The following is a 24,996-nucleotide window of genomic DNA, read 5'->3' on the forward strand; positions in this document are numbered from 1 at the left end:
CCCAATTGAAATCCCTCCTGCGAAAACAGTCCCTAAATTTTAAGACTTTATGTCTGCTGCTTGTTGTGCTCGCTATTGTGGGAGTGGGAAGCAATTTAAGCATTGGGTATTTGGATTTATCGTGGCAGGACTTCTTTTTCTCGACTCCCAACCAAAGCATTGCTTCTCTTCGAATCCATCGGGTTTTGGTCATGATTTTGGCGGGAGTAAGCATTCCCACCGCGGGGTTTTTACTTCAAGAATACTTTCAAAATCCTCTTGCGGGTCCTTCCGTTCTTGGAATCAGTTCGGTGGCTAGTTTGAGCGTTGCGCTTTATATTTTTCTTTCGTACGATCTAGAAGTTCCTGAATTCTTACAAAACGGCTTTATTTCACTCACAGCCATTGTGGGAAGCTTTCTTTTGATGCTCATTCTAATGCTTATCTCTAAGCGCTTTGAGGACCCTTCTTTCTTAATTATTTTTGGGTTCCTGATTTCTGCCTTGGCAGGAGCAGTGGTCTCAGTTCTCCAAGTTTATGCGGACAATCAAAGTTTGAAAAACTACATCCTTTGGAGCTTTGGGGCAAACAATCAAGTCAATCAAAATCAACTTCTGGTTCTCGCTTTCTTTGTAATCCTAGGGTTAGGGGTGAGTTTTCGAGCCATTAAACCTTTGATAGGCAGTTCTCTTGGACTCCCATACGCTCAAAGTCTCGGGGTCAACCTGAACCATTTAAAATACCTCGTGATTTTTGCTTCGTCTCTTTTGTCTGCGAGCGTGACGGCCTTTCTTGGCCCTATACTATTTATAGGAATTGTCGTACCTCATTTTTCAAGGATGCTTTGGAATCCTGCTAAACTATGGCACCAATGGATTTTAAATATGCTAATTGGAGTTCTTATCATGCTAATTTTCTCCAGTATAAGTGAGCTTACACTCTTTCCTATTAATGTGATTACTTCGCTCTTTGGGATTCCAGTAATCTTGCTTATGCTTCTAAAACCGAGAACTTCCTCATGAGCCTAAGTCCTTACATAGAATTAAAAAACGTCTCCATCGGCTATAAATTTCCGCTGATTTCAAAGGTAAATGCTACTCTTTTTCAAGGAGAAGTGGTTCTCTTGGTAGGAAATAACGGAGTGGGCAAAACCACTTTAATGCGTTCGCTCTTAGGACAAATACCTCTTCTTGAAGGAAGCATCCTCATGGAGGGCAAGAACTTAAAAAATTTAAGTTCTGTGCAAAAGGCTCACCATACCGCCGTGGTGTTTTCCAAGTCAAGCGTACCTCCTCAGCTTACTCTCTATGACCTTGTGGCCTTAGGGAAATACATTTACTATCCCTACTACATTAAACTAAGCCAATCTCATAAGGCAGAGGTGCAGGATATTATAGACAAGCTGGGACTTGGATCCTACCAGCATCATTTGCTCTCGCAGCTCTCGGAAGGCAATCTTCAAAAAGCATACATCGCGAGAGCTTTTTGCCAGAACTCGCCTTTTATTTTGCTCGATGAGCCTACGGCGCATTTGGATGAACTCAACAAGATCATGATCTTGAAACTATTAAGAGATCTTGCAAAGACTTACGGGAAGCTAATACTTTTCTCCTCTCATGATTTTCGGTTGGCCAAAGAATTTGCAGACAAAATTTGGCTCATCAAAGATTCTCAATTTTACAGCGGCGTTTCTGAGGATCTACTCTCTCAGCATCAAGAACTCATCCGTCCTCTTCTCTTTGATTTAAACCAAGGCTTTGTTCCTCCGGAGATAGAAGCAGGCCCACTTGAAAAGGAGCTACTCTACTCTTTTTTGCAAAAGCATTTTCAAAGCGATTTTTCTAATTTTAAGTTTCTCCGCTCCGAGGGCCATTGGCAAGTCTATTTCAGGGAAAAAAAGTGGACCTTGTCCTCCTACGAAGATTTGCAGCGGCTTCTATCTACCTTGCTATAAATCAGCCTATTACCTACTGTTCTCTAATACTATGCATGCATAGTATTATGCAATTCATACTTTTTAAATACTTGATAATCAACAATTAACAAAAGATTAACATTTAAAATATACTATGCATGCATAAGATTTTCTATATTTGAAATAACCCAATCGCAAATACAATGAAAACGACCTCAAAGGAGAAATCCGACAACATAGATTTGATCTTAAAGTCCACATGGCTCGCAGTTTCCAAGATGTATTCAGACATGGCTTCCGAATACGACTCCACCGCAGTGCAGGCACTCACTTTACTCAAAATAGATCCCAAAGACGGCACCCGAAGCACGAATTTGGGACCCAAAATGGCAATTGAGCCCACTTCCCTCACTCGAATCGTGAAGCTTTTAGAAGACAACGGGTATATATACAAAGAAAAGACGCAGCACGACAAGCGTGAAGTAATTATTAAACTCACGGAGAAAGGACTTCAACACCGGGACATTTCGAAAGATGTCGTTCTTAACTTCAATCAGATTATCGTGGATACAGTAGACAAGGAAAAACTCGATGTTTTTCGAGAAGTGATGTCCACCATCCTACGAACCGCTAAGCAATTAAACAATAAAAAGAAATAAATGAAACGCAGAATCAAACACGTGAGCGTACTTGGATCTGGAATTATGGGATCTGGCATCGCAGCGCATTTCGCCAACATTGGCGTCGAAGTCCTGCTGTTAGACATTGTTCCAAATGAACTCAATGCCGCAGAACAAAAAAAGGGCCTTAGCCTAGAGAGTAAAACTGTACGTAATCGCATTGCGAACGAAAATTTAGAAAAACTTAAAAAATCAAACCCCGCTTTATTGTATTCCCCTAAATTCGCCTCCCGAATTAAAACGGGTAATTTTGAGGACGATTTAGAAAAGATTAAATCCACCGATTGGATTATTGAAGTGGTTGTGGAACGCATTGACATCAAGCGTTCGGTCTACGAGAAAATCGAACAGCACAGAAAAAAAGGAACTCTGATTTCAAGCAATACTTCGGGTATTCCTATCAACCTTTTGGCTGAGGGTCGTTCCGAGGATTTCAAAGCGCATTTCGCAGGCACCCATTTCTTTAACCCTGTGCGTTATTTACCTCTACTTGAAATTATTCCTACAAAGGATACCCAGAGCGATGTACTTGATTTTTACATGGAGTATGGCGCGAAATACTTAGGCAAAACGACTGTTCTTGCAAAAGACACTCCTGCCTTTATCGCCAACCGTATCGGAGTCTTCTCCATCATGAACTTACTTCATTCGGTCAGCGAACTAGGTTTAAACGTTACAGACATTGATAAACTAACAGGGCCTGTCATCGGTCGACCTAAATCTGCGACCTTTCGAACTGCGGATGTCGTCGGGTTAGATACCTTAGTGCATGTGGCGAAAGGCGTTCACCAAAGTGGAGTGGAACCGAACAATTTCAACGATGTTTTTCAACTTCCTCCCTACATTGAAACGATGATGCAGAATCAGTGGTTAGGATCCAAATCCGGCCAAGGCTTCTTCAAAAAAGTAAAAAATCAGGACGGTTCCTCAGAAATCCTAGGCTTAAACCTCCAAACCATGGAGTACGAAGCGCAAGCAAAATCCAGTTTCCCGACCCTTGAACTCACCAAAGCAATTGACCGCCCCATTGACCGATTTAAAGTCTTAATTGGCGGAAAAGACAAAGCGGCTGAATTGTACCGGAAATCCTTCGGTTCCCTATTCGCTTATGTTTCTCATAAAATTCCAGAGATTTCGGACGATCTATATAAAATTGACGATGCCATGAGAGCCGGGTTTGGATGGGAAAACGGTCCGTTTGAGATTTGGGATGCCATTGGCGTAGAAAAAGGGGCAGCCCTTGCAAAAGAAGCAGGATATGAAGTCGCTCCTTGGGTTCAAAATGTCAAGTCATTTTACCAAGTCGACGGCCAAGGACACAAACAGTTCTATACGCAAGAAAATGAATCTTACAAAGGAGTCCCAGGACAAGAATCCTTTATTATCCTTGACAACATCCGAAAAGAAAAAACGCTTTGGAGCAATTCAGGATCGGCGATTGTAGATTTGGGGGACGGAGTAATCAATTTTGAAATCCGGTCAAAAATGAATTCCTTAGGAGGCGAAGTTCTGGACGGACTAAACCGCGCCATTGAATTAGCGGAGAAAGATTACGAAGCCCTCGTAGTGGGTAACCAGGGGACGAATTTTTCTGTGGGAGCCAATCTAGCTATGATCCTAATGATGGCTATCGAACAAGATTGGGACGATTTGAATATGGCCATTGCGTACTTCCAAAAATCCATGATGAGAGTTCGCTATTCCAGTGTTCCCGTCGTGGTTGCTCCCCATGGGATGACCCTTGGTGGTGGATGTGAAATGACCATGCACGCAGACCGAGTGGTCGCGGCAGCAGAAACCTACATCGGTCTTGTGGAAACAGGAGTCGGTGTAATCCCTGGCGGAGGTGGAACCAAAGAGTTCACTTTAAGAACCTCAAAAGAATTCAGCAAAGACGATGTGAAAACAAACCGTCTGCGCGATGTCTTTATGAACATCGCTATGGGAAAAGTAGCCACTTCTGCGTACGAAGCCTATGATATGGGAATTTTAGAACCTCACAAAGACCTTGTGGTGGTAGACAAAAACCGACAAATCAAGGAAGCGAAAAAAGTCGCTCTGCTTCTTGCCGAGCAGGGCTATACTCAGCCAATTGAACAAACGGTAACGGTGCTTGGAAAAGATGCCCTCGGAATGTTCTACGTAGGGACCGACCAAATGCTTGCAGGACGTTATATTTCAGAGCACGATAAAAAGATTGCGGACAAATTAGGTTACGTGATGGTCGGAGGAAACCTTTCTGAACCTACAGCCGTGAGTGAGCAGTACCTCTTAAACCTGGAACGTGAGACCTTCCTACAGCTCTGTGGGGAACGCAAAACGCTTGAGCGTATCCAGTATATGTTACAAAAAGGGAAACCACTTCGTAATTAATCTTTCATCTTAAAGAACAAAAAAATGTCAAAAGCAGCATATATCGTAAAAGGCTATAGAACAGCCGTAGGAAAAGCGCCCAAAGGAAGTCTGAGGTTCACAAGACCCGACGTGATGGCCGCAAGAGTAATTGAAAAACTAATGGCAGAATTGCCCGGTTTAGACAAAAACAGAATCGACGATTTAATCGTAGGAAATGCCATGCCTGAAGCGGAACAAGGGTTAAATGTCGCTCGTTTGATTTCCCTCATGGGACTTAACACCGAAAAGGTACCTGGAGTGACAGTCAATCGCTACTGCGCCTCGGGTTCAGAAGCCATTGCTATTGCAAGTGCTAAAATCCAGGCCGGTATGGCCGATTGCATTATCGCAGGAGGTACGGAAAGTATGAGTTACATTCCGATGGGAGGCTACAAGCCTGTGCCTGAAGCCGACATGGCCAAAGCCAATCCGGATTACTATTGGGGAATGGGCTACACGGCAGAAGCGGTAGCCACTCAATTTAACATTTCTCGTGAGCAGCAAGATGAGTTTTCATTCCGTTCGCATCAAAAAGCGCTCAATGCACTGGCCGAAGGGAAATTTGAAAGTCAGATAGTTCCTTTGCCCGTCGAGTATACTTTTTTGGATGAGAACCAAAAGGTGCAAACCAAAAAGTTTGATTTCAAACAAGACGAGGGTCCACGAAAGGACACTTCCATGGAAGGACTTGCTAGACTTCGCCCTGTTTTCGCTAACGGAGGTAGTGTCACGGCAGGAAATTCATCTCAAATGTCTGACGGAGCTGCCTTCGTGATGGTTATGTCAGAAGACATGGTAAAAGAACTTGGTCTTGAACCTCAAGCGAGATTGGTGGCCTACGCGGCCGCGGGGTTAGAACCAAGAATCATGGGGATGGGTCCTTTGTACGCGGTTCCAAAAGCCTTAAAGCAGGCAGGTCTTTCCTTACAAGACATGGACCTTATTGAACTGAACGAAGCTTTCGCTTCTCAATCCGTTGCACTAATTAAAGAACTGGATCTAAATCCAGACATTTTAAATGTCAACGGTGGAGCCATTGCACTTGGACACCCGCTTGGATGCACAGGAACGAAACTTACCGTGCAACTAATGAACGAAATGAAAGCCCGAGGAGGTAAATACGGTATGGTGACCATGTGCGTAGGAACCGGACAGGGCGCAGCCTCTATTTTTGAAATACTATAACGAATAAAAAGTAAAAACAATGAGCGATACTGAAAACCGCACAATAAAAGGGGGTGAATTCCTAATCAAGGACATCCCAGCAGAAGAAATTTTCTCACTAGAGGAACTGTCTGAAGAACAAAAAATGCTACGCGATTCGCTAAAGGAATACATGGAGCGCGAGGTCGACACAAAAAGAGAACGATTTGAGAAGAAAGATTATGCTCTGACTGAGGAGTGTATGAAACAACTTGGAGAACTTGGAGCTTTAGGAATTGCCGTTCCCGAGGTGTACGGGGGACTTGAAATGGGCTTTGTCACCACCATGCTTGTCTGCGATGTGGTCTCAGGTTCAAACGGTTCTTTGGCCACTGCCTACGGTGCTCATACCGGAATTGGAACCCTTCCTATCCTACTCTATGGAACGGAGGAGCAAAAACAAAAATACTTACCGGCTCTCGCTACGGGAGAAAAATTTGGTGCTTACTGTTTGACAGAACCGGACGCCGGATCAGATGCTAATTCGGGCAAAACTAGAGCAAAGCTCTCCGCAGACGGAACTCATTATCTTGTGACAGGACAAAAAATGTGGATATCGAATGCAGGATTTGCGGATACTTTTACTTTTTTCGCCAAAATTGAAGACGATAAAAACATCACCGGCTTTGTGATCAATCGATCCGAACTAGAAAATCCAGAAAGTCTTACTTTGGGAGAAGAAGAACACAAACTAGGAATTCGCTCCTCTTCGACTCGTCAGGTCTTTTTCAATGAAATGAAAGTTCCTGTAGAGAATTTACTGGGAGAAAGAAACAATGGATTTAAAATTGCCCTAAACGCACTTAATGCAGGGCGTATCAAATTAGGTGCTGCCAATTTAGATGGACAAAGACGCATTACGAATCTTTCTATTGCGTATGCAAAGGAAAGAAAGCAGTTCGGCGTATCGATTTCTACCTTTGGAGCTATTCGTAAAAAAATAGCAGAAATGACTACGGGTATTTTTGTTTCTGAGGCCGCCGCGTACCGCGCAGCGAAAAATGTAGAGGACAAAATTAAAGAGAATGCCGCCTCTGGAATGGACCACCAGAAAGCGGAATTAAAAGCTTTAGAAGAGTTTGCCGTAGAATGTTCTATCTTGAAGGTTTACATTTCGGATTTAACTCAACACATCGCCGACGAAGGAATTCAGATATACGGTGGAATGGGCTTCTCCGAAGACACACCAATGGAAGCGGCATGGCGTGATTCCCGTATCGGTAGAATCTACGAGGGTACGAATGAAATCAACCGTCTACTGGCCGTAGGGATGCTTATCAAAAAAGCAATGAAAGGCGAACTTGATTTGCTCAACCCTGCCATGGCTATCGGAAAAGAACTCATGGGAATTCCATCGTTTGAGGTTCCCGATTTCTCCGAATATATGTCAGAAGAAAAAGCGGTGCTTCATAACTTAAAGAAAGTCTTCTTAATGGTTTCAGGAGCTGCTCTTCAAAAATACATGACGGAGATCGAAAACCAACAGCACTTGCTTCTGAATGCCTCTGAAATCTTAAACCAGATATACATCGCTGAATCCGCTATTCTACGAGCTGAAAAGCATTTTGCAAGCGATTCTGTAGAAGCGAGCATGGCTAGACTAAATCTTTACAAAGCCGTAGAAAAGACCATCGTAGCTGCAAAAGAAGGAATTGTTTCGTTTGCAGAAGGTGACGAACAGCGTATGATGCTTTCAGGGCTTAGACGATTTACAAAATACACAAACACACCAAATGTTGTGGAGTTAACCGAGAAAATTGCGGCGCACTTCATTGACAAAGGAGCTTACTAAAAACGAGTTATCCTTTTCGAAAATTGTAGTAGCCGCCTCCGTATTGGGGCGGCTACTTACTTTTATATCTCTGGTTTTACCCGTTCCATCTACGGCGTAGCCTTCTATGGGTAAGCTCCTCCAAAAAACAGTACGGTCTCTAAGTATAAAATTTAATTACCTTTTTAGGTATTAACTTGGTAAGAAGAATTAAAGTGAAAAATTTGAATTTAGAATAAAATAGCATTGCATATTACCGTGTTTTTAGCCTACCCTATTACTTCAAAATCCTTGCAAATAGACCTCCTTCTGTTCGGTTCCATTATTAGTAAGAACAAAGTCTATTTCATAACCACGTAGGATGGATCCTCTAGAATATGAATGTCAATTACCGCATCCGCATTGCTTAATAACTTTCGACAATCCGGACTTAGATGCTTTAAGTGAACGATTTTGCCTTGTTTAGAATAGCGCTGGGTCAATTTATTGAGCGCATCGATTGCGGACATATCCACCACTTTGCTTTCTTTAAAATCGACCACCACTTTTAAAGGATCCCCTGCGGGATCAAATTTCTCGAGAAATGCCGTGGTTGAGCCAAAGAAAAGTGGGCCGTAGATTTCATAATGTTTCACACCCTCCTTATCAAGAAATTTACGGGCTCGAATTCGTTTTGCACTTTCCCAGGAAAATACCAGTGCCGCAAGTATGACACCGATCAAAACGGCCAATGCCAAATTATGACTAATGACTATGATTAGGGCCACTAACACGCCGATCAAAATATCGGCTTTTGGCATTTTACGAATAATACGAAAACTGGCCCATTCAAAAGTTCCAATGGCCACCATCATCATCACTCCCACCAAAGCAGCCATAGGAATTTGATCGATTACAGGACCCGCCACGAGAATAATTAGTAGAATGCTTAGCGATCCAATGATCGCTGAAATTCGTGTGCGCCCTCCTGCACCAAGATTCACCATGGTTTGAGCTACCATCGCGCAGCCCCCCATAGCACCAAAGAATCCATTGGTGACATTTGCAACACCTTGCGCCACGGCTTCTTTGTTGGAGTTTCCTTTTGTGGCCGTGATTTCATCCACCATGTTTAAGGTTAAAAGACTCTCGATTAATCCTACACCGGCCATGACCAAAGCGTAGGGAAAAACAACTTGAAGTGTTTCGTAAGTAAAAGCGACATTTGGCACATGAAATTTGGGAAACGAACCACTAACCGATGCAATGTCTTGAACTTGCCGAGTGTCGATTCCTAGAAAGTACACCAGGGCAAAAACCACCACAATGGCCACCAGAGAAGAGGGAACTACTTTTGTGAATTTTGGAAGCACATACACAATGGCGATCGTAAGAAGAGTTAGAAATACCATTAGGTAAAGGGCCGAGCCTTCTAACCAACTTTCCGTTCCGTTTTGGAAAACCTTAAACTGCGAGAGTTGAGCCATGAAAATGATAATGGCAAGTCCATTCAAAAACCCATACATGACAGGCTGCGGAATTAGGCGGACTAATTTCCCTAATTTTAATACGCCGACTAAAATCTGAATAAAACCTCCTAAGACCACAGCTGCAAAAAGATACTCGACGCCGTGCGAACTTGCAAGGGCCATGAGCACAACAACGGTGGCCCCTGCTCCCCCTGAAACCATTCCAGGTCTTCCACCGAGAACCGCCGTTACGAGTCCCATCAAGAAAGCCGCATAGAGTCCAGTTAAAGGAGAAAGTCCGGCTAAGATGGCAAAGGAAAGCGATTCCGGAATCATCGTCATGGCGACGGTGAGACCGGCGAAAAGTTCATTTTTGAAATTAATTTTTTTACGAAAATCAAAGAGATTGATTACTTTCTCCATACGCGCGTTCTATGGGTAGAGACTAATTTAAAAAAATCTGAGAAAAAAGACTACTCACCCTTTCCATTTCCGACCTTAGTCCATAGACGAGCATGAGTTTTAGTTTGAAAAGAATAGGTTCCATCCCTGAGCCCAGCGCAGCCCATTGGGTTTCCGGTATAATGCTATAGCATTTTCCGTTTTGTTCCACAAAAAGCGCATTGTCCACTAGCGAAACCCGAATCCGGCTTACCACTTGGTAAAACGAAGTTTCGCTAAGTCGTTTAAACCCATCCATGCTTAATTCTTGACAAAGCTTATTAAATATTATTTGGCCTTCCGGCGATAAACTCATAAGTAAATTCGTTTTCGAGTTCAAAACTACTTAATAAGATTTAATTTAAGGACCCTTGCTCCTACTTTTTCAAGAAAAAATGACACAATTAGTTTTTGTTCAAAACCAAAATAATAGTTAATTTTACTTTTCGGAACCTTTTCTTATATGACAAAACAAGAATTATTACACAAAGCAATTAAGATTGCGAACAAAGCGCACAAAGGTCAAACCGACCGCTATCACGCTCCTTACATAGCCCATGTTTTAAGAGTCTCCGCTGCGGGTCGCACACTCGACGAAAAAATTGTTGGTGCTCTTCACGATGTGGTCGAAGACTGCCCAGAATACAATTTGGAATATCTTGAAAGTGTTGGGTTTCCAAACGACATTCTCTTTGCCGTAAAATGCTTAAGCAAAATGGATCCCGAAGAAAGTTATAGCGACTTTATTTTAAGAATTGAAGCCTCTTCACTTGCCATTTCTGTCAAACTAAATGATTTAAGAGACAATATGGATCTTGCCCGGTATCCGGATGAACTTAGTTCTCACGATTTCAAGAGACTTCAAAAGTACCATAATGCGTACCGGTATTTAATTGCGAAATACTAAACGGAAAGTTAATCCGCACTTGGGAAACTATAGTCTTTTTCGTCGTCCGTGGAATCGATATTAAAATTAAGCGCGAAATAAATAAAATTTATATTTTTATTCCCCTTGGAGGCAAATTCTCTTTGCCACAAATAACCGCCTGCTAGCCCAATGGTTTCGTCAATCTGATACCCTAGACCACTATACAAACGATTTCGAGAGAAGGCATGTTCTGTTTTTGAAGGCGTAAAAAAGACCTCGTTGTAAGCGTTCACAGAAATAGTTCCCGGCTCAATCTTCTTTTTATTTAAGGGAACCGAAACGTTTAAACGGTAACGAAATCTTGTTCTGCCGCTTTTCTTATCTACGTCGGGTTCGTAAAACCAACTTTTCTCCGCTCGCACTCTATTTTCAAACTTGACGACTCCTTTTTGCACGTTCACCACGTCCTGCAACCAAATTCTAAATTCTTCTTTGTCCAAATTATGCTCTGAATAAGTGGCATACCTTCCAATTCCAAGCAAAGGTTTATGATTGGAAGTTAAATTATACCCTAACCCTCCTTTAACCTCATAGTAGTCAGGATACGAAAAATCCTCAATTCCTCTTAGTTGAATTTCTCCGAAAATAAAGAATTTCGGGTGGAATTTGTAATTAAGGCTCATCGAATTGTAGCTCGAAAGCTGCGCACTATGAAGAACTGCCCAGAAAAAAGCAAGGAAAATGGATATTTTTTTCATGGATGCAAAAGTACGTTTTTTTGTTTAATTCTTTTATTTGAAATCAAGTCTCACACTTGCTCCTATTTGAAAATAGCGACCCGGCATAGGTACGCCGAAGGCCTCGTGGTACTGCGTATTGGTTAAGTTCTGCAACAGAAGAAAAAGTTCCACCTTTGAGAGCTCGTATTGCAGTTTCGCATCTAGGAGGTGATAGCTATATCCGTCTGCTCTCGATTGAAAACGGTAAACCCATTCAGTGGTAAGATGCTTTGTCAAGCGATTTTCAAGTTTTCCGATTAGCTGATGACGCTGATGATCGAGTACGTATTTGGAAAGCTCTGCCTTCGTGTCAAGTTCTTGATTTAAATAGGTATAGCCTAGGGAATATGACTGTACGAAACGATTCGGTCTAACCGAGAGCTCAGCCTCAAACCCGAGGGTTGAAATATTCCCCACGTTTTGAGCCACCCATGGATCTGCAGGCTCGTTTTTAATCCAGTCGATTCCGTTCTTCGTTTCGCGACCAAAGACACTCGCTTTGGCAAGAATCCCTTTATGCAAATACCGATATCCAAACTCATAGCTAAATGCATTTTCAGGACTTAAATCGGGATTCCCTATCTCGGTTTTACTCACATAATACAAGTCTGTGAAGGTTGGGATGCGATGCACTCTTGCGGCGTTTGCATAAAGTTTATGCCTAGAGCTAAGATTGTACCCGAGATCAAGTCCAGGATAAAAGAAGGAACCCACACCAGAGTAATTAGCCCAAGTGATTCCAGGGACTATTTGCAATTTTTCTTCGAAGAAAGAAAAATGATGCTCAAAGAATCCTTGCGCTAAGAAACGGTTTCGTCCCCCAAGATTGTTACTCGCTAAATCTTCCTGCCTTAGTTCGATTCCAATGCCCGAATACCCAAGTTTTGATGGGACTCCTACATTAATTTCGCCCCCGTACGTATTGCCAATGTGCATATTTCGATATCCCTGCGGCATGGCGCGATCATATAAGTATAGATCTTGACCTCTTCGCCAAAATAGATTTGATTTAAGCTGGACCTTCCCCACGGCTTTCTCCAGTCCAATACTTACAACAGAAGCCTGAGTTTCTTCGTATTGTTCCGTGGCCAACGGCGAGGCATAAAACCCATTGGCTCCAAATTTCCTCTCCGTGAATCCTGCTTGAAATTTAAGTTTTCCCTCAGGGATACGAAGTTCATTTTGATAAAAAACATTTTGAATTTTATAATCGGTATTGTGTCGATAGCCCTCTGAGGCACTTGTTGAGGTTTGAAGTAAATGCCGGAAATTTTCCGTTCCTAGCGCAGCACTTGCGCTGAGTCCGTAGGAAGAGTAGTCCCCTAGTTCCGCTTTGATTCGAACATGATCCTTTTCACTTATCCTTGTGACTACATTGACAACCCCTGCGAATGCATTGTTACCAAAACGCCGCGCAGCAGGGCCATTTACAATTTCAATTCTCTCTACATTCTCTAGATCCACAGGTATGTTAAAGGAATTGTGTCCAGTTTGCGCGTCGTTCATGCGGATTCCGTTAATCAAAATCAGGGTTTGTTCAAAAGAGCCTCCCCGAATTGAGACATCCGATTGCACACCGGACACCCCTCGGCGCTGTACATCAAGCCCTAAGGTTTGCTGCAGAATTTCATCCAAACTTTGCGCAGGAGAACTTTCAATATCCCGTCGGGTGATTACCACCGTATTTTCATTGAGAGTTTTATAAGAAAGTGACATGAATTTCCCTTCAATAGAAACTTCCTCTAATTCGGTTTCTTGACTCTGCCCAAAAAGGGACATCCCAACAAAAAGGGCGAAAATCGCGACTCTGGATCTTTTCATAAATGTAAAATTTTAACAAATAATCTAAAATTGTATAATCTAATAAATTGCCAAAAACACTTTATTGATGAGTATTTTGCGCAATTTTAGGGGCAAATATAATTATGTTTTTCGCAATACAACAAGGATATTTACACTATTTATCTATGGAAATTCTAATTTAAATTGGCGAAACCTATAAGAGCACTAATTCAGAAAATGGTTCCAAAGATTCTTCCCATCAATGCATCGCACTAGGCAAATATTTTTGCGTAATTTTGTGCTCTCGAATTTCAACATGAAAACATCTGATGCTATCGATATTAAGAAGGAGCTATTTGTCAAAAATGCCCATCTTAACAATCTCAAACATATTGACGTCCTGATTCCCAAAAACAAACTCGTGGTGATTACAGGCGTTTCCGGAAGCGGAAAATCTTCTCTTGCCTTTGACACCATTTATGCCGAGGGTCAAAGGAGGTACGTGGAAAGTTTAAGTTCCTACGCAAGACAATTTTTGGGCAAACTAGAAAAACCCAAAATTGACGACATCAAGGGACTAGCACCCTCCATTGCCATTCAACAAAAGGTAATTTCCTCTAATCCTCGATCCACTGTGGGTACTTCCACGGAGATCTACGACTATCTGAAATTGCTCTTTGCGCGAATTGGAAGAACCTTTTCACCCGTATCGAACCGCGAGGTCACCAAAGATACGGTGACAAGCATTATAGACTTTCTAAAAACCCAAGAGAAAGAAACCCCTTTTCTACTTCGTGTCCCGCTTCGTTTTACAAAAGCAGATTTCAGTGAAGTTTTGAAAACCTTGAAACTCTCGGGATTCAACCGACTTGAGGTCGATGGAAATGTAGTGGCTATTGAGGATCTTGAAAGCTTTGGATTTGTTCCTGAGCCTAAAATGGAAGTAAATCTAGTCATTGAGAGGTTTTTCTATCAAGAGGAAGAAAGCTTTCTTCAACGTTTAGCCGATTCAATCCAACTCGCCTTTTACGAAGGAAGAGGCAATCTTTCGCTTAAAAACACGCAAACCCAAGAAGTTTTTGAATTTTCCAATAAATTTGAATTGGACGGCATTGAATTTCTAGAACCCAATGTTCATTTCTTTAGTTTTAACAACCCTCTAGGCGCCTGCCCTACCTGTGAGGGCTACGGAAAAGTGATTGGAATTGATCCCGATTTGGTGATTCCTAACAAAAGTCTTTCTTTGTACGAAGATGCGGTGGCTAGCTGGAGAGGAGAAAGCATGAGCGAATGGAAGAAAGAATTTATTAAAAAAGCACAAGACTTCCCGATTCATAAGCCTTACAATGAACTCTCCAAAGAGCAAAAGAATTACTTATGGAAAGGAGACGGTTCTAAAAACTTCCCTAGTATTGATCGCTTCTTTGCGATGGTGGAAGAAAACCTATACAAAATTCAGTACCGTGTGATGCTTTCGCGCTACCGCGGGAAAACCCTTTGCCCTACATGCGAAGGGCTACGACTTCGAGAAGAAACTCAGTGGGTCAAAGTAGACTCTCATTCCATTCAATCCTTAATCGAGCTGCCTTTGGATGAACTCCAAGTGGTAATGGAATCTCTTGAACTAAACCCTTATGATCAAGAGGTGGCCAAAAGATTGCTCTATGAAATTCGAACTCGAATTGATTTTCTTTTAAAAGTAGGACTAGGCTACTTAAATTTAAACCGAACCTCCAACACCCTTTCCGGTGGAGAGAGTCAGCGTATCAATTTAGCCACGAGCCTTGGAAGCTCCCTCGTAGGGTCCATTTATATCCTCGATGAGCCTTCTATTGGACTCCACTCGAGAGACACCCAAAACTTAATCCATGTTCTAAAAAATCTTAGGGATTTAGGCAATACCGTGATTGTGGTGGAACACGACGAGGACATCATGCGAGCCGCGGACTATATCATTGACATTGGTCCAGAGGCAGGCTACTTAGGAGGAGAACTCGTGTTTGCAGGGGATTTTACTGCTCTCAAAAACGCAGATACCTTGACCTCCAAATACCTAACCGGAAGACTTGAAATTAAAGTCCCAGCAAAAAGAAGAGAACCCAAAGAATATGTGAAAGTTCGAGGGGCTCGGGAAAACAACCTCAAAAACATGGATGTAGATCTACCCCTTGAGATGCTTACGGTCATTACTGGGGTATCCGGAAGTGGAAAATCCACACTCATGAAAGACATTGTGAAAAATGACATTCAAATTCAACTTGGACACGGAGGGAAACAAGGGGATTACGACAGTGTAAGTTTTCCTAAAAAATTAGTGAAAAACCTAGAGCTTATTGATCAAAATCCAATTGGGAAATCTTCCCGATCCAATCCCGTTACCTATCTAAAAGCCTACGATGACATTCGAGAGTTATTTGCAAAGCAAAAACTTTCCAAAATGATGGGATACAAAACCAAGCATTTCTCCTTCAACGTCGACGGAGGACGATGCGACGAATGCAAAGGAGAAGGTGTGATCAACGTTTCCATGCAGTTTATGGCAGACATCGAAATTGAATGTGAGGTTTGCAAAGGCGCGAGGTTCAAAAATGAGATTCTCGAAGTTAAATTTGACGACAAAAACATTTCAGACATCCTTCACCTCACAGTGGACGAAGCCCTTGCGTTTTTCCAAGACAATGAGGAAACCAAAATCGTGACCAAATTAAAACCGCTCCAAGATGTAGGTCTTGGTTATTTGCAACTCGGACAAAGTTCCTCTACTCTTTCCGGTGGAGAAGCCCAGCGTATTAAACTGGCCTCCTTCCTTGTGAAAGGGTACACGACAGACAAAACCTTATTTATTTTTGACGAACCCTCCACTGGGCTTCATTTCCATGACATTCAAAAACTACTTACTTCCCTACAAGCTTTGATTGAACTGGGCCATTCGGTTATGGTCATTGAACACCAACCCGATATTATGAAATCGGCCGATTACATTGTGGACATCGGTCCTGAGGCGGGAAAACACGGCGGTGAGCTGGTTTTTACAGGCACACCAGAGGAACTTGCAAAAAACAAAAAGTCTCGCACGGCAGAATATGTCGCTGAAAAACTATAGATAAATCATGCTGATTTACAATTTGTTACCGTAGATTAATCCACAAAATTTTGTGGATAAGACGTGAATCTTAACATTCTATTCATATGGACTTTCATTTTTTTAAGTATCTTTGAAATGTACTCGAAAAAGAAAATCAAATGAAAATTCATTTTCCCATCGTAGAAGTCCTCAAATATCGAAGATAAAATCTAGAGAGAAGCACCGTCGGCTTCTCTTTTTTGTTGTTGTTTAATCAAAAAAATGAGATGTCTTTATCTAGCAAATCCGTTCGGGCAGAACGGATTTGTTTTTCGTTGAGAATCTCAAAATAGACTTCCTTTCCAAGATTATTTCTTGAAAAGGGCAAGGATCTTTTTCTCGAATAGATTAAAGACAAGTCCACTTAATATAAAGGCCGACGCACTTAGCTTCCATGGAGTTAATTCTTCCCCAAGAAAAAGAGCTGTGCTTAGAAATCCAACCACGGGAATCAAAAGGGTGTACGGAACCACAACCGAAGTGGCATATTTGTTCATTAAAAAGGCCCAAAGCCCATACGCTAAATGGGTAGAGAAATAAACCACATATAGCACAGCCCCTATCGTTACCCACGAAATCTTCTGAATCGACTGTAAAATAAGCTCGGGCCCGTCTACAAATAACGAAGTAGCAGCCATAAAAGGAAGGGCAATCAAATTGCCCCAAACCACAAGGGCCAAAGGAGAGTCTGCATTAATCTTTTTCGTAAAGATATTTCCTAGTGCCCAAGATAGCGCAGCTAGAACTGTGAGCACCAAACCAATGAGAGTTACGCCTCCACCTACCTTCGAGGCCACGATCCCTAACCCTATAAAGGAAATAAGAGATCCTATAATTTTAATAATTCCCGGTTTTTCATTAAATAGCAAATAGGCCAGTCCAATCGAAAAGAAGACTTGGACCTGCACAACCAAAGAGGCAAGTCCGGGTGACATTCCAAAGTAGATGCCACTAAACATCAGTCCGAATTGAATGGCAAAATTAAACAGTCCAAAGGCTACCAGAGTAAGAAATGGCGCTTTGGGTCTAGGAAGAAAGAACACAAAAGGTATCGCAGACATCGCAAAGCGAATCGTACAGAAAAGAAAGGGAGGAAGTTCCTTCAAGCCTACAAATATGGCGATAAAATTGAGTCCCCAAACCAGGACCACTAGAAGTGCAAACAAAAGATGTTTTGTAGACAAATGAGTAGCTACGCTCATGGATTGAATTTCATATTAGGGTTTTGTTAGTGGGACTAAACTTGCACTTGTCTAGTTCTTTTTAGGTGGCCGTGACCAAAAAAGCTTTTACCTTCTAGCGCCACGGTTAATTCTACGGTAAAATTACGGAACAAAACCCTTAAATATCTATTTCTACCCTTCTAATTTTTCTTCTTACAATTAAGTTTGAGTTAACGCGCTCATCGTGTTGATTTTTGGAAAGTTACCTCTCGAACCCTGTTTCGTAAATTCCCTAAATCCAATTCTTATTTCTACCCTCTACAAACTAAATCCATTCACCCAATCCCTAGGAATATCGCTATGCACCGCACATCATAGCCAAATTATCATTTAATTTTTTTACCTTTAAAAAAAATTTGATATTTATGAGAAAACCAATTGTTCTATTGTTTTCCGCATTTATCCTCAGTAGTTGCGCGGTCAACATGGGGTACGACGGAAAGGCATTTAAATCTTCTTACGAATCTATTAGTGCCCAGGATTTGAAAAAACACCTTTATATCGTAGCATCCGATGAGATGGAAGGAAGGGCTACCGGCAGCGAAGGGCAGAAAAAAGCGGGAAATTACCTGATTTCTGAATATGGAAAAATAGGAGTTTCTCATCCCGCATCGATGAGCAATTTCTATCAAAAAATTCCTTCTGCTTATTTCGGAAATCGTAGAGGAGCCACGCATCCAGATTCCGAAAACATTTTAGCTTATATCGAAGGAACTGAAAAGCCTGAGGAACTTATCGTAATTTCTGCGCATTACGATCACGTTGGAAAAAACAAGGAAGGCGTCGTATACAATGGAGCAGATGATGACGGAAGTGGTACTGTCGCACTTCTTGAAATTGCAGAAGCATTTAGCAAAGCTAAAAAAGACGGAAAAGGTCCTAAAAGATCGATTCTATTCCTTCACGTAACTGCGGAAGAAATTGGACTTCAAGGATCTCGTTTCTATACAGAGAATCCTGTATTTCCTTTAGCCTCTACGGTTGTGAACTTAAATATCGACATGATCGGAAGAAGCGATCCTGAAAACGAAGGAAAAGATTATGTTTATGTAATCGGTTCTGAAATGCTTTCTTCGGAATTAAAAACCATTAACGAGGCCGCAAATAACAAAACGACGAAATTAGATCTGAACTATAAATACGACGATCCAGCGGACAAAATGAGACTATACTATAGAAGTGATCATTACAATTTCGCGAAGAACAATGTCCCTGTCGCTTTTTATTTTGACGGAATCCATGCCGACTATCACAAAACGACAGACACTCCTGACAAAATCGATTACGATCTACTTCAAAAGAGAACGCAACTGGTTTTTGCCACGGCGTGGGAACTTGCAAACCGTGACAACCGAATTATTGTGGACGGAAAGAACACAAGATAAACGAAAACAAAATAACACAAAGTCCCCAACTGCGCTTGCATTGGGGATTTGTTATTTGTATTTTTGTGTTACCTAAATTCAATAGTAGGCGCAATCTAATGCCCTTTCAAGGCTCCATAGTTCAACGGATAGAATAGAAGTTTCCTAAACTTTAGATCCAAGTTCGATTCTTGGTGGAGTCACGACGCAGGTTTGAAGCTGTTTTTCAACGTAGCAGCAAAACTAATTCACCTTGGAGTGGTTCCGAAATTCAACGGGTGTAGAGCCCACCTCATTTCGAAAGTACTTCCCAAAATGAGAATTGTCACTAAAGCCTAATTCCAAAGAAACTTGACGAACTGATAGATTGGAATGAGCCAAAAGTCGTTTGGCTTCTAAAACGGTACGGTTTTTTATTAAAGTACCCGCCGCTTTTCCTAATACTTCCTTCACTACCGCATTAAGATAGTTCGGGGTAATGGAAAGGAGCTTAGCGTAGTCTTTTGTTAGTTTCAGTTCTCTAAAATGCTGTCCAACCAGCAATACGAATTCCTGAACAAGTGCACTTTTGTGGTCTGTTTTATTATTGCGGTAGTTCGACTGCTCTGGACTTTGTTGAATCTTTAGAACACATGCTTTAAGAAAAAGGCAAATGATTTCATTTGAGAACTCTTGGCCTTTTAAAAACTCGTAATAAATACTTTCGAAAAGAACAGTCCAAGAACCCATTTCTTCTGGTGCCACATCAATATAGCTTGGCAAATTGTCTAACGCGGAGTCGCTTTTTATGGACTCATTTCCTGTATAAATTAGATTGTAGAAGGATCTGGAGAATAAAATCACATACCCTTTTAAATCTCCCTGTATGTTCCAAGAATGAATCTGATCATAATTGATAAAGAATAGTCGTCCTGCATTCAGTTCATACTCTTCAAAATCAATGACATGCGATCCGTGTCCTTTTAAAGTGAAGATGAAGGTATAGAAATTATGACGGTGCGATTTTGAGAGATGCTCTGCATCCTTCAAAAAAGTTTCAAATTCATAAATGTTAAATCCATCGAAATCGCTCGCAGAACCTCGAATTGTATCAATCGTATATTTTTCAGGTGTTTTATTCCCTCTCATTTGTGAATCAAAATTACCGAGTAAAGATAAAAAATACCATTCAATCCTAGTCTAAAACTGCAATGCAAATTTAGATTCAATCTTCAGGACCGCTAGGCTTCGTGCAGAGGTTCTAGATTTTTGTAATCTTCTTCTAGCATTTTTGCAACGTAGTCCGAGTTCATTAAACTCAAAAGCCCCATATAGTTGATCTTGAAGGTCATGAAATCCCCAACTTTGTACGGCCTATCTGAATTTTCAAGGTCCATCACAAGCATGTCCGAACTTCCGCCAATAATATTCAAATCAGAATCTATCGGGGTAAGGTCACTTGGATTCATTTCTAAAAGACCAATGTCCAGCAAGGCTCGTTTTGTGCTCTCCGAAAAATCTTGTTCACTAAAATCCTTTTGCTCTCCTGTTAAGTTAAGGCCCAAGGTTCCCTCCGGGACATTGGGTTTGTTTTTAATCTCAATGATTTCTGCATGAAGCATAAAAACATCTTGGTGCATGGCCTCAATTTCTGTACTATCAAAAACATCTGTACCAAAATAGAGACTCTCTCCCACTCGGAAGTGGTTAATGTAAGAAGGCAGCTCATTTCTAAGAATCAAGGGGATCGTTACTGAGGCCCCACCAGAGACATAAGGAATCCGGATTCCAAATTTCTGTTCAATCTCCAATTTGCTTTCGTGAAGCTCCTTCATCTTTTCGTAGTCCGGTAGCACTCCATTAAGACAAGTCAAATTGGTTCCAATACCGACAATCTCAATATTTGGAAGATCTTTAATCTTCTCAAAGAAACTTACGAGTCGGCCGCGCACAACTCCTTCTCTTAACTCTCCCATCTCGACCATGATGAGCGTCTTATGAATCTTTCCAAGCTCAACCGCTCGTTTAGAAAGGTAGACCAAAGTCTCTACTTCCGTATTAAAACTAACATCCGCATACTGCAATATATCATCCGCAAAAGTCACGGGTACTGGCTTTATGTACACCGTTTGGACTTCAGGCGAGATGCGCTTGATTGCCTGTAAATTAGAGATTCGAGAATCACAAAACTCTTCGATAGGAAGGCTAAGTACTTCTTTTAAAAAGACCTCATTGCCACAAAGCACCTTGGTCACGATACTCCATTCAATGTAATGCTTCTTAAAGAGCGAGTCTAGGAAGAAGAAGTTATGATGGAGCTTTTCTTTATTAAGGGTTACAATGGACATACCTAGGAATTAAGTCTCATTTCGAGATACTTCGAAGTAAAGCCCAGTTTTTCATAGAGCTTTCTTGCAGGATTATCGGGCTCGCAGTGTAGAGCGATACCGCCTTCACAAACTTTAATGGTCTCCTCCATAAGGCTACGACCAATTCCTTTTCCACGATAGTCTTTATGGGTAGCGATATAGACTAGAATATTAGCCGGTATATACCCATCCATCCCCGTTTGGTTCACAATGACAGCGCCTACCATGGTAGCTCCGTCTTGTGCGAGCAAAAGATGTCCGCCTTTCCCGTTAGCAAAGTCGGAGATATAATCTATCGATTTTGATATATCTTCTTTGGAATCTCCAAATTCTTGGAGATGCTCAAAAAGAAAGGACACAACCTCCTCTTGATGAGACTTTGAAATTTCAACATTTGAAAATTTTATAATTTGCATTGTAATGTTTTTTAAAGTTATACCGGGTACATTGGGTATGGAATCTGAACGTAAGTTTGAACCAAATTTTCAGGTTCATTCTTACGGTAAAAAAGCACAGGTACTTCGGATTTACTAATAATGTTTTCCGTAAAGTTATTTTTAAATAACTTCTTAAGACTTCGTTCTGTGGTCACATTTACTGCAAGAAGATCAGGACCGAATTTTGAGACTTGTGCGAGGATTTCCTTGGCAGGACTGTCGGTAGTTACCGTATCGACTCTTCCCACCGCAAGTTTTTTGCGCCTCATTCTCACTTTCAAGAATTTAAGCACATTTCCAATCGGACGTCTATCTTCCTCTCTTTTTTGAGAAGACCTCACCCCGAACAGATGCACAGTGGCGTTTTTTCGAAGCAGTATGGGCATCAATGAATTTAATTTTGAAATAACCCCGTCCACTTCTCTCACTGGGTAAATCACACTTTTAAGCTCCTTAATTTCACAGAATTCAGGAACTGTAATGACAGGCACCTCGCTCTGACTAACGACCGAATAGGCTTTGTTTGTCGAAAAAAGGTTTGTAATCTTCTTGAGCCCTACGCTCATAAGGACTAAGTCTATGTTTTGTGTAGGAACGTAATCTCTAACTACGGCCGTTAACTCTCCTACCTGAGACTCTATAATCACGGGAATGTTCACCTGGGACTCAATGGTTTCTTTTAACTTTTGTAATTTTTTTTCTGAACGTTCGAGAATTGCAGCACCATGAAAAAAGAATTTCCCAGAAAAAGCGCTACCCGAACCTAATAAATTTGAATCCACCACATGCAATAGATGCAGTGCGGCAGAATTTTGGGTTGCAATTTGCACCGCGAGATTAACCACATTTAATTGGTTCCTTGAAAAATCCAAGGGAATTAAAATCTTTTTTATATCATGCTCCATAATATCCATACGGTGCAAAGATAAAACAGACTGTCTTTAAACCATGGGTTAATCAGCACTGTTTATGGTATAATTTATCTTAATACTGGTTTGGAAGGCATTTGAATGAACCTTTCTATCTTAAACTACGAAAAGACACTCTATTTCAACAAAAGTGTGGACTGCTCGGATTTAAACGAAATCATTCTACTTTATTTTAAAATCATTCCACTTCTAATCCTTCGGCAGATTGCGGATTATAAAACAAAAACCCGAGGCCACAGCCTCGGGTTAAAGTTTTTAAGAGAAACTTAATTATTGTGCAATAGCACCTAAAACTCGCTTCATAAAATGATTTGCAGCATCACGCTCACTCATTCCACCGTCTACCATCGACTTCATCTCCATTGCGCCACAAATATTAGAAATAATCTCACCAATGGCTTCTCTTTCTTCTTCTTTCACTGCTGGGGAATCCGCATAAATCTCAAGGACTTCTAACGCATTCTCCATCGCTTCATTGGAAGCTGATTTTGCTAAATTTTTATAAACCGGCAATTTCATTGGTAATATCTTTTAAATGTTCTTCTTTAGAGGTTACGACTTGATTTACGAACGAACCATTGTTGTAAATGGCAAACGTAGGTAAATTGGTAACTTCCGCTAATTTTCTGCTTTCAGGGTATTTCTCCGCATCCACATATACAAACTGTACTTCTGGATTTGCTTCCGCTAGTCTTTTTACTTTTGGTTTAAGCAATCGACAGTTTCCACACCATGCAGCGCCAAATTGAACTAGCACTTTAGGGTTCTGGGACAAAACCTCTTGTAAATTATCTTCAGTTGCTTCTATAAACATATGAATAGTATTTGTGTTTGATTTTATTGGTGTTTTAACGAATTAGTTTAAACTTACGTTGCTAGACAGATAATCTGCAACTCCTTCTTTCGTTGCTGCCATCGCTGTTTTTCCTTCTTCCCAGTTTGCTGGACAAACTTCTCCAAATTTCTCAACGTGAATAATCGCGTCTAGAAGTCTTACGTACTCATCGATATTTCTACCTAGTGGTAGGTCATTGATGGTTTCGTGTCTTACCACTCCGTTTTTATCGATAATGAAAGTTCCTCTGTAGGCTACAGGAAGACCTTCAAATACAACTTTACCTGTTTCGTAATCACTTACATACTCTCCTGCTAATACTCCGTAATCCATGGAAATCGTTTTTGCTAAGTCTGCAACCACTGGGTATTTAACTCCTTCGATTCCACCGTTGTCTTTATTCGTGTTTAACCAGGCAAGGTGTGTTTCTTCTGAATCCGTTGAAACCGCTACTACCACTGCATCTCTTTTTTCAAATTCCGCTAATTTCGCTTGAAATGCATGAAGTTCAGTTGGACACACAAACGTGAAATCTTTTGGGTAAAAGAATAAAACGATGTTTTTCTCACCGATTGGTAATTTGAAATCAGAAACGATCTCTTCTCCGTCTAATACAGCTGGAGCTAAAAATTGTGGAGCTTGTTTTCCTACTAATGACATAATATATATTGTTTTTAAGTTCGCTGCAAATTTACGGCACTTAGGCCTCAAACTAAAACTTAATCAATAGATAAATACAATGAGAGAATTCGAATAATTAATAGGCTTTGTCTTCTTAAATCTGCGCATACCATTTGCAACAGAAGGTATGCGAAGGCAAAGACCCAATTCTTTTGCACGAAGTAAGGTCTAATTTAATTTTACTTTTATTTTAATGCAATAGAATCTGTATATCGATCGAGAGGATGTATTCCTCTCCTGTATTAGTATGAATTCCAGAACTGAATTTTAACCCCGCATTAAATTCCATTTTCACTTTTTGTTTCCCCATTTTCTTAAAATGGCTTTTTCTGACCTTAAACCATCGTCTTTTTTAAAAGATCGTTGACAGTGTGGATGCTGAAAAATCACCGGTGTTTTTGTTAAAGGTCAATGGGTTGACAAGATTTAGCGAAATGAAATACATTAAATAAAGCTAAATATGACTGGAAAAAGAGGAAGGAAATTAAAAATAAAATCGGACACGAAACAGAACATATAAATCTTGACCTATTTTGATTTTTATTGATACTGCGCCAAAAAAAACGCTGTAAACATTTAAATTTACAGCGTTCTAGCTTATTTTGGTTTCCCAACCAGCGGAGAGAGAGGGATTCGAACCCCCGGACCTGTTACAGTCAACGGTTTTCAAGACCGCCGCATTCGACCGCTCTGCCATCTCTCCAAAAAACGAATAATTTCGTTTTCAGTGGTGCAAATATAAAGAGGTTTTCACTTTTGCACAACTATTTTACAAAGATTTATTACAACACCCTT

General features: G+C 41.1%; 22 protein-coding genes and 2 tRNA genes. 11 read left to right on the top strand and 13 right to left on the bottom strand.

Annotated features, from left to right (window positions below; all coding sequences use genetic code 11):
* The first annotated feature begins 5 nt into the window (after positions 1–5).
* The 6 genes from ACX3PU_RS06285 (at position 6) to ACX3PU_RS06310 (ending at position 7,963) form a co-directional block, all read left to right on the top strand.
* Positions 6–1,001, top strand: a complete 996-nt coding sequence (locus ACX3PU_RS06285) for an iron chelate uptake ABC transporter family permease subunit (protein ID WP_459084096.1) — start codon at positions 6–8, stop codon at positions 999–1,001.
* Positions 998–1,933, top strand: a complete 936-nt coding sequence (locus ACX3PU_RS06290) for an ABC transporter ATP-binding protein (RefSeq protein WP_459084097.1) — start codon at positions 998–1,000, stop codon at positions 1,931–1,933. Before ACX3PU_RS06285 ends, ACX3PU_RS06290 begins: the two co-directional genes overlap by 4 nt.
* Positions 1,934–2,097: 164 nt before the next feature.
* On the top strand, positions 2,098–2,553 hold the full coding sequence (locus ACX3PU_RS06295; RefSeq protein WP_459084098.1) for a MarR family winged helix-turn-helix transcriptional regulator: 456 nt from the start codon (positions 2,098–2,100) through the stop codon (positions 2,551–2,553).
* Positions 2,554–4,947, top strand: a complete 2,394-nt coding sequence (locus tag ACX3PU_RS06300) for a 3-hydroxyacyl-CoA dehydrogenase/enoyl-CoA hydratase family protein (RefSeq protein ID WP_459084099.1) — start codon at positions 2,554–2,556, stop codon at positions 4,945–4,947.
* 24 nt (positions 4,948–4,971) lie between these two features.
* Positions 4,972–6,153 (top strand): thiolase family protein, encoded by a 1,182-nt coding sequence (locus tag ACX3PU_RS06305; protein WP_459084100.1) that lies wholly within the window; start codon positions 4,972–4,974, stop codon positions 6,151–6,153.
* A 19-nt stretch (positions 6,154–6,172) separates the two neighbouring features.
* On the top strand, positions 6,173–7,963 hold the full coding sequence (locus ACX3PU_RS06310; RefSeq protein ID WP_459084101.1) for an acyl-CoA dehydrogenase family protein: 1,791 nt from the start codon (positions 6,173–6,175) through the stop codon (positions 7,961–7,963).
* Positions 7,964–8,283: 320 nt separating this feature from the next.
* On the opposite strand, the gene ACX3PU_RS06315 is transcribed toward ACX3PU_RS06310, so the two are convergent.
* On the bottom strand, positions 8,284–9,813 hold the full coding sequence (locus ACX3PU_RS06315; RefSeq protein WP_459084102.1) for a SulP family inorganic anion transporter: 1,530 nt from the start codon (positions 9,811–9,813) through the stop codon (positions 8,284–8,286).
* Between the two features lie 22 nt (positions 9,814–9,835).
* A complete protein-coding gene (locus ACX3PU_RS06320) occupies positions 9,836–10,147 on the bottom strand; it encodes a hypothetical protein (protein ID WP_459084103.1) in 312 nt (103 codons plus the stop codon).
* A 147-nt stretch (positions 10,148–10,294) separates the two neighbouring features.
* Between ACX3PU_RS06320 and ACX3PU_RS06325 the strand changes: the two genes are divergently transcribed.
* Positions 10,295–10,738, top strand: coding sequence for a phosphohydrolase (locus ACX3PU_RS06325; protein ID WP_459084104.1), 444 nt, complete (start codon positions 10,295–10,297; stop codon positions 10,736–10,738).
* 8 nt (positions 10,739–10,746) lie between these two features.
* Here ACX3PU_RS06325 and ACX3PU_RS06330 read toward each other — a convergent pair whose 3' ends face one another.
* Both ACX3PU_RS06330 and ACX3PU_RS06335 read right to left on the bottom strand, forming a co-directional pair.
* On the bottom strand, positions 10,747–11,457 hold the full coding sequence (locus tag ACX3PU_RS06330; protein WP_459084105.1) for a DUF2490 domain-containing protein: 711 nt from the start codon (positions 11,455–11,457) through the stop codon (positions 10,747–10,749).
* 33 nt (positions 11,458–11,490) lie between these two features.
* Positions 11,491–13,299 carry a TonB-dependent receptor plug domain-containing protein gene (locus ACX3PU_RS06335; protein WP_459084107.1) on the bottom strand — a complete coding sequence of 603 codons (1,809 nt, stop codon included), beginning with the start codon at positions 13,297–13,299 and terminating at the stop codon, positions 11,491–11,493.
* 277 nt (positions 13,300–13,576) lie between these two features.
* Between ACX3PU_RS06335 and uvrA the strand changes: the two genes are divergently transcribed.
* Entirely contained in the window at positions 13,577–16,363 is a 2,787-nt protein-coding gene (uvrA, locus tag ACX3PU_RS06340) for an excinuclease ABC subunit UvrA (RefSeq protein ID WP_459084108.1), read from the top strand.
* Positions 16,364–16,692: 329 nt separating this feature from the next.
* On the opposite strand, the gene ACX3PU_RS06345 is transcribed toward uvrA, so the two are convergent.
* Positions 16,693–17,586 (bottom strand): EamA family transporter, encoded by an 894-nt coding sequence (locus ACX3PU_RS06345; protein ID WP_459084109.1) that lies wholly within the window; start codon positions 17,584–17,586, stop codon positions 16,693–16,695.
* 386 nt (positions 17,587–17,972) lie between these two features.
* Between ACX3PU_RS06345 and ACX3PU_RS06350 the strand changes: the two genes are divergently transcribed.
* On the top strand, positions 17,973–18,992 hold the full coding sequence (locus ACX3PU_RS06350) for a M28 family metallopeptidase (RefSeq protein ID WP_459084110.1): 1,020 nt from the start codon (positions 17,973–17,975) through the stop codon (positions 18,990–18,992).
* 110 nt (positions 18,993–19,102) lie between these two features.
* A tRNA-Arg gene (locus tag ACX3PU_RS06355) sits at positions 19,103–19,174 on the top strand.
* A gap of 40 nt (positions 19,175–19,214) precedes the next feature.
* On the opposite strand, the gene ACX3PU_RS06360 is transcribed toward ACX3PU_RS06355, so the two are convergent.
* The 4 genes from ACX3PU_RS06360 to ACX3PU_RS06375 form a co-directional block, all read right to left on the bottom strand.
* Positions 19,215–20,099: an AraC family transcriptional regulator gene (locus ACX3PU_RS06360; protein WP_459084111.1), complete on the bottom strand. Its 885-nt coding sequence runs from the start codon at positions 20,097–20,099 to the stop codon at positions 19,215–19,217.
* 92 nt (positions 20,100–20,191) lie between these two features.
* Entirely contained in the window at positions 20,192–21,298 is a 1,107-nt protein-coding gene (locus ACX3PU_RS06365; RefSeq protein ID WP_459084112.1) for an alanine racemase, read from the bottom strand.
* 2 nt (positions 21,299–21,300) lie between these two features.
* Positions 21,301–21,735 carry a GNAT family N-acetyltransferase gene (locus tag ACX3PU_RS06370; protein WP_459084114.1) on the bottom strand — a complete coding sequence of 145 codons (435 nt, stop codon included), beginning with the start codon at positions 21,733–21,735 and terminating at the stop codon, positions 21,301–21,303.
* Positions 21,736–21,752: 17 nt separating this feature from the next.
* Positions 21,753–22,670 (bottom strand): universal stress protein, encoded by a 918-nt coding sequence (locus ACX3PU_RS06375; RefSeq protein WP_459084115.1) that lies wholly within the window; start codon positions 22,668–22,670, stop codon positions 21,753–21,755.
* Positions 22,671–22,766: 96 nt separating this feature from the next.
* Between ACX3PU_RS06375 and ACX3PU_RS06380 the strand changes: the two genes are divergently transcribed.
* Positions 22,767–22,955, top strand: a complete 189-nt coding sequence (locus ACX3PU_RS06380) for a hypothetical protein (protein WP_459084116.1) — start codon at positions 22,767–22,769, stop codon at positions 22,953–22,955.
* On the opposite strand, the gene ACX3PU_RS06385 is transcribed toward ACX3PU_RS06380, so the two are convergent.
* The 4 genes from ACX3PU_RS06385 to ACX3PU_RS06400 form a co-directional block, all read right to left on the bottom strand.
* Positions 22,956–23,204, bottom strand: a complete 249-nt coding sequence (locus ACX3PU_RS06385) for a DUF6952 family protein (protein WP_459084117.1) — start codon at positions 23,202–23,204, stop codon at positions 22,956–22,958.
* Entirely contained in the window at positions 23,185–23,499 is a 315-nt protein-coding gene (locus tag ACX3PU_RS06390; protein ID WP_459084118.1) for a thioredoxin family protein, read from the bottom strand. The genes ACX3PU_RS06385 and ACX3PU_RS06390 overlap by 20 nt, the downstream gene beginning before the upstream one ends.
* Positions 23,500–23,541: 42 nt before the next feature.
* Entirely contained in the window at positions 23,542–24,180 is a 639-nt protein-coding gene (locus ACX3PU_RS06395; RefSeq protein ID WP_459084119.1) for a redoxin domain-containing protein, read from the bottom strand.
* 639 nt (positions 24,181–24,819) lie between these two features.
* Positions 24,820–24,904: transfer RNA gene (locus ACX3PU_RS06400), tRNA-Ser, on the bottom strand.
* Positions 24,905–24,996 lie beyond the last annotated feature (92 nt).

It is taken from the genome of Chryseobacterium sp. A301, assembly GCF_054489425.1.